The organism is Methylophaga sp. UBA5088, assembly GCF_002414625.1.
Lineage (GTDB): Bacteria > Pseudomonadota > Gammaproteobacteria > Nitrosococcales > Methylophagaceae > Methylophaga > Methylophaga marina.
Map to the genome: position 1 here is coordinate 70,616 of NZ_DIAC01000051.1, position 5,834 is coordinate 76,449.

At 44.9% G+C, this 5,834-nt stretch carries 8 protein-coding genes; 1 reads left to right on the forward strand and 7 read right to left on the reverse strand.

Features of this window, described 5'->3' with window-relative positions; translation table 11 throughout:
* Positions 1–441: DUF4124 domain-containing protein (locus B4K20_RS07220; protein WP_289282411.1), on the reverse strand; the 441-nt coding region annotated here is incomplete at its 3' end.
* 28 nt (positions 442–469) lie between these two features.
* On the opposite strand from B4K20_RS07220, the gene B4K20_RS07225 reads away from it, so the two are divergent.
* Complete coding sequence (locus B4K20_RS07225; protein ID WP_289244501.1) at positions 470–1,225, forward strand: sulfite exporter TauE/SafE family protein; 756 nt, start codon at positions 470–472, stop codon at positions 1,223–1,225.
* 3 nt (positions 1,226–1,228) lie between these two features.
* On the opposite strand, the gene pyrE is transcribed toward B4K20_RS07225, so the two are convergent.
* The 6 genes from pyrE to B4K20_RS07255 form a co-directional block, all read right to left on the reverse strand.
* Positions 1,229–1,873: an orotate phosphoribosyltransferase gene (gene pyrE / locus B4K20_RS07230; protein ID WP_289244543.1), complete on the reverse strand. Its 645-nt coding sequence runs from the start codon at positions 1,871–1,873 to the stop codon at positions 1,229–1,231.
* Positions 1,869–2,471 carry a methionine biosynthesis protein MetW gene (metW, locus tag B4K20_RS07235; protein ID WP_286303636.1) on the reverse strand — a complete coding sequence of 201 codons (603 nt, stop codon included), beginning with the start codon at positions 2,469–2,471 and terminating at the stop codon, positions 1,869–1,871. Before metW ends, pyrE begins: the two co-directional genes overlap by 5 nt.
* Positions 2,471–3,619, reverse strand: coding sequence for a homoserine O-succinyltransferase MetX (metX, locus tag B4K20_RS07240; RefSeq protein ID WP_289282412.1), 1,149 nt, complete (start codon positions 3,617–3,619; stop codon positions 2,471–2,473). Before metX ends, metW begins: the two co-directional genes overlap by 1 nt.
* A gap of 63 nt (positions 3,620–3,682) precedes the next feature.
* On the reverse strand, positions 3,683–4,252 hold the full coding sequence (locus B4K20_RS07245; RefSeq protein ID WP_289282413.1) for a YggT family protein: 570 nt from the start codon (positions 4,250–4,252) through the stop codon (positions 3,683–3,685).
* Complete coding sequence (proC, locus tag B4K20_RS07250) at positions 4,245–5,078, reverse strand: pyrroline-5-carboxylate reductase (RefSeq protein WP_289282414.1); 834 nt, start codon at positions 5,076–5,078, stop codon at positions 4,245–4,247. The genes B4K20_RS07245 and proC overlap by 8 nt, the downstream gene beginning before the upstream one ends.
* 48 nt (positions 5,079–5,126) lie before the next feature.
* A partial coding sequence (locus tag B4K20_RS07255) for a YggS family pyridoxal phosphate-dependent enzyme (protein ID WP_289282415.1) occupies positions 5,127–5,834 on the reverse strand: 708 nt, incomplete at its 5' end.

The following is a 5,834-nucleotide window of genomic DNA, read 5'->3' on the forward strand; positions in this document are numbered from 1 at the left end:
ATATTGTTTGAGATCAGGTAGCTTTTGTTGATGCATCTCAATCTGTTCTTGTCGATAAGCTATATCACTATCACGTGCGCGAATAAGATCAGCTTCCGAGCGATACGTAATCAGTAATGTTTTATCATAAGCCTGTTGTGCCTGACGGGCTTCCTCTGCCTGTTTGGCTTGTGCTTCGGCTTGCAGACGCGCTTCTTCTTCGACTTTTTGCTGTGCAGCCTGCTCGAGCAATTCTTGCTCTGTTAGGGCCGCTGGTACACGCTCAATAAGACGCATGGTTTCAGCATCAATGATGTCGTAGCCTTTCTGTGCTGCAGCAGATGGCAGCGAGGTACTTAATGTCATCACACCATTCTCGTCAGGGAAGCGGTATAGCTGACCTGCTGAGACGGAAAGGCTGAATAAGCAGAAGAATAAGAACAGGAATAATTTACGTATCATGATAATGTCTGTGTGATTGGAGTCATCTTTGAGTTTTCTCGATCAATTTATCTTGTTTTTGGTTTCATTGGTAGCCAATACTTTTTCTGCCTTCTCAGGTGGTGGTGCCGGGCTTATCCAATTTCCCGTATTAATCTTTCTCGGATTAAGTTTTTCTATTGCATTAGCGACTCATAAAGTCGCGAGTGTGGCTCTAGGAATTGGCGCTGTTTTGCGCTATTTGAAAACAAGCCGATTAGAACGCCAATTTGTTTTATTAATGTTACTAACAGGACTGCCGGGAGTCGTACTGGGTGGAAATATTATTTTGCTGGTCCCTGATCGTTGGGCAGAAATAGCATTGGGCATGTTAACCGGTGGATTGGGGATTTACTCCATTCTCAAACCACAGTTAGGTCAACATTACGTGCCTGTACACAGAGATTGGAGCGGCTGCATCATGGGGGGATTGGTTTTATTTCTGATAGGCTTCTTAAATGGCTCTCTGACCTCAGGTACCGGGCTTTTTGTGACATTATGGCTGGTAGGTTGGTTTGGTATGGATTATCAGCGTGCAGTCGCTTACACGCTGATAATGGTCGGGTTGTTTTGGAATGGTGCAGGTGCTATCACTCTGGGGCTGCTAGGTGATATTCGTTGGGATTGGTTGCCAGCATTGCTACTTGGCTCATTACTGGGCGGTTATCTGGGATCTCATCTGGCAATAAAACATGGTAATCGTTGGATTAAACGTGCATTTGAAATCGTGACTTTGTGTATATCTGTGAAATTAATCTACGGCTAATGTTTAAGCCACACCAAATTGTTCTCGATAAGCCGCCACGGCTGGCAAAAACTCACCAAAATCAGGATTGTCTTTCAAATAACCCAGAAGATCGTTGAGAGAAATGATATTCAATACAGGAATATTATGTTCGGCTTGAACTTCTTGTATGGCTGATAATTCACCCTGACCGCGTTCCTGTCTATCTAAAGCGATAATCACGCCGGCGGGTTCTGCACCTGCGGCACGGATGATCTCAACAGACTCTCTTACGGAGGTTCCGGCAGAAATGACATCATCGATGATAAGTACTTTGCCTTTGAGTTCTGCGCCAACCAATTGACCACCTTCACCGTGATCTTTGATTTCTTTTCGGTTAAACACATATGGCATATCTTGATTATGCTGATCGGCCAGCGCAACAACGGTGGTAGAGGCGAGAGGTATGCCTTTATAGGCGGGGCCGAATAACACATCAAATTTCAGTTCAGAATCAGCAATAGTTTGAGCGTAGAATCGGCCGAGTTTAGCCAGGCTGGCACCACTGTTAAATAAGCCGCTATTGAAAAAATAGGGACTTTGACGGCCTGATTTGAGCGTAAATGAGCCAAATCGTAAAACACCTGTGGCTAAGGCAAACTCGATAAATTCTTTTTGATACTGTTTAATCATGTTGTTTTTGAACTCGGTAAATCGCGACCTGACCAAATAAGTTAGGCAGACAACGTATTCCTAGACTGTCTTTATTGTTGTGATTAACAATGCTTCTGTTAAGCACGTTAAGGTGATAGTCATCACAAAGATTTTCAAAATCTTTAATCGTACATAAATGGATATTCGGTGTTTCAAACCAGGCATTCGGCAGTGTCTTTGAGACCGGCATTTTGCCACCCAGCGCTAATTGCATTCGACATTGCCAGTGTCCAAAGTTTGGGAAACCAATAATGCCATTCTTGCCAACACGGACGATTTCCTGCAGTAAGAAGTCTGGGCGTTGAATCGCTTGTAAGGTTTGCGACAAGATAACAAAGTCAAAACTCTGATCGGCAAATTGCGCTAAACCTTGATCCAAGTCTGCCTGGATAACGTTGATGCCGGCCTGAATACATTCTGCAAACTTACTGTTATCGATTTCCAGACCGTAGCCAGTGATATCTCGTTGTTGCAAATGCTTGAGCAGGCTGCCATTACCACACCCTAAGTCCAGAACTTTGGCACCATTAGGAATCCAGTCACTGATAATTTGCTGGTCAACACGTAAGGCCATCACTTCGCCCCCTCAGCAGCAATTTGCTGCATATAGGTACCAAAGATTTCTAAGTAACGAGGTATTGGCATCAAAAACGCATCATGACCCTGGTGAGCCTCGATTTCGGCATAACAGACGGATTTACCGGCAGCCAGCATCGCATTAACAATTTCTTTTGAGCGCTCTGGTGAAAAGCGCCAATCACTTGTGAACGAGATAATGAGCGATTTCGCCTGAATCTTATCGACAGTCGCGACAAGATCATCGTTAAAGTCCTGTGCCGGGTCAAAATAATCCAGTGCTTTGGTCATTAATAAATAGGTGTTGGCATCAAAGCGTTCAACGAAACTGGTACTTTGATAACGTAGGTAACTTTCAATTTGAAACTCGACGTCGTAGCCATATTGAATGGCACCATTACGTAATTCGCGACCAAACTTTTCACCCATGGCCTCATCTGACAGATAGGTAATATGTCCTAACATACGAGCTAATCCCAAGCCATGGCGTGGCAGGGTGTTATGTTTTATGTAATAACCATCATGGAAATCAGGATCAGATTTTATTGCCGTTCTAGCCACTTCATTAAACGCAATATTTTGTGCTGAAAGTTTAGGTGCAGCCGCGATGACGATAGCATGGCGAACACGTTCTGGCAGGCTGATTGACCACTGCAAAGCCTGCATGCCACCTAAGCTGCCACCAATGACGGCTGCCCATTGCTCAATGTCTAGACGATCAGCCAGCATTGCTTGACTACGAACCCAATCAGGCACGGTCAGAATAGGAAAGTCAGGGCCGAAGAGTTCACCTGTTTCCGGGTTGATGGTGTTGGGGCCTGTGGAACCTTTACAGCCACCCAAATTATTCAGACACACAACATAAAAATGGTTGGTATCGATCGCCTTACCCGGACCAATAGCCGTATCCCACCAACCGGGTTTGCGGTCTTCCATCGTATGGTAACCGGCGGCATGATGATCACCCGAAAGAGCGTGACAAATCAGTACAGCATTGCTGCCATCTTCATTTAATGAGCCATAGGTTTCATAGACTAAGTCATAACTTGACAACGTCTTACCACAGTCCAATTGAAGTGGTATATCGATATGAATTGTCGATGGTTTCACCAGACCAACAGAGTCAGCTGGTATAGATTCCGGCATATATGGTTGATTCCCGTAAAAAGCGTTAAGTCTAATCAGACTGCCGTTGTAGCGCAATCTGGATCATATATAGCGACCTGCTAATAATGGCATGACTAACATTGATAAAACTTGTAACCCCAGTAATACAAACAGCGGAGATAAGTCTACTCCTGCAATAGGAGGGATGGTCCTTCTGACAGGTCTAAGTAATGGAGCATTCATCTTACTGACTAATGGCGCGACAGGGTTGTAGGTGCCTGCCGGGGTTACCCAGCTTAAAATCACTTCGATGATGATACTGACAGTAAAAATATTGATGAATAGTTGAAATAATTCTGCCAGGAGAATGGTGAGCCATAAAAGACCTTGAGGCATTATGCCAGCGAGTATACCCACAGCGATCATTTTTATAAGTGTCACACTGATGAGTAATACCAGCGTGGCTGTATCCCAGCGACCTGCAGCAGGGATAAAGCGGCGAAGAAACTTCACCGGTACCTGAGTGAGTTTGATAATAAACTGCACCATCGGGTTGTGATATTCCCAATGTGCCCATTGCATTATCAAACGCAGAGCAACCACCACCATGTATAGATAGATGAGTGTATCAATCAGGAAAATCAGAGGGTTGCTTATATAACCACTAGTCATAGTCTTGTCCTAATTGTTCAGCGAGTTCATCAGCGCGTTGAGCTGCTGCCGTGAGTGCTTTGCTAAATAATCCGCGTAGATCGCCTTTTTCAAACACATCGAGCGCTCGCTCTGTTGTGCCGCCGGGCGATGTCACACGTTGGCGAAGTACGCAGGCTGACTCATCACTTTCCAATGCCATTTTGGCTGCACCAAAGCTGGTTTCCAGCGCGAGTAAACGTGCCGTTTCTTCAGGTAGACCTAATTCCATACCTGCTGTTTGCAGCGCTTCCAGCACCAGGAAAAAATAAGCAGGGCCACTGCCAGATAGAGCTGTTACGGCATCCATCTGTTTTTCATCGCTAATCCACAAAGCAAGGCCAACCGCTCTTAACATGGATTCCGCTAATTCATGTTGAGCAGATGTCACGTAATCATTGGCACATAGAGCGGTAGCGCCCGCCTGAACCAAAGAGGGTGTATTTGGCATGGCTCTGACAATCGCAGCTTGTTCAAAGTCTAACCAGCGAGTGATGTCATCCAATCGAATACCTGCCGCAATAGAAATGAGTAATTTATCTTGTTGCCAAGCTGGTGATATTTGGCGAATGACGGATTGCAACTGCTGCGGTTTTACCGCCAGAATCACTACATCAGCATCAGCAATCGCAGCCAGATTGTCAGTGAATGTTTTGACACTGTAGCGTGATGTTAAATTATCCAGTGTTTCAGTGTTTGCATCAGAAACATGAATGTTATCAGCGGCAAAGTCATTACTAATCAGCCCGCCTATCAGGCTGCGCGCCATATTGCCGCCACCAATAAATGCGATTGTGCATTGCTTCATTTGTTCACCTTTGTATCTGTATTAGTTGGAATTTGATGCATTAAATGCTTAACGTTTATCACGTTGTCCAAATAATGCTGTCCCGATGCGTACCATTGTACTGCCACAAGCGATGGCTGTAGACATATCTGCACTCATTCCCATAGATAGAGTATCAACCTGCGGGTATGTCTGACGTAATTGCTGAAACAATTCATAAGCACGTGAGAAGCTGTCTTTTTCTTCGTCGGTGGATTGTTTGGGAGAGGGAATAACCATCAATCCTCTTAGGCAAAGCTTATCGAGAGTGGCGATATAGTCAGCTAATGTCTGTAGCTTTTCCGGACTGGTGCCTGACTTGGTGTCTTCTTCATCAATATTGATTTGTATGCAGACATTGAGAGGCGCAAGTGAATCCGGTCTGTGCTCATCTAAACGGCGGGCAATTTTTTCTCTATCAACGCTCTGAACCCAATCAAAATGCCCGGCGATATCACGGGTTTTATTCGATTGGATAGGACCAATGAAATGCCATTCCAGATCAAGATCAGCCAAAGCATCAATCTTATCCAAGGCTTCCTGCAAATAGTTTTCACCAAACTGGCGCTGACCGAGTAACGCCACTTCACGCAATGCCTCTGCAGGCCATGTTTTGCTGACGGCCAATAATTGTATGCTTTTCGGATCACGTTGTGCGGAAGATGCCGATGTCGATATTTCGTGATGAATTTGTTGGAAACGTTTTTTTACATCTGTCATGTTGCAAGCCTCATAAGG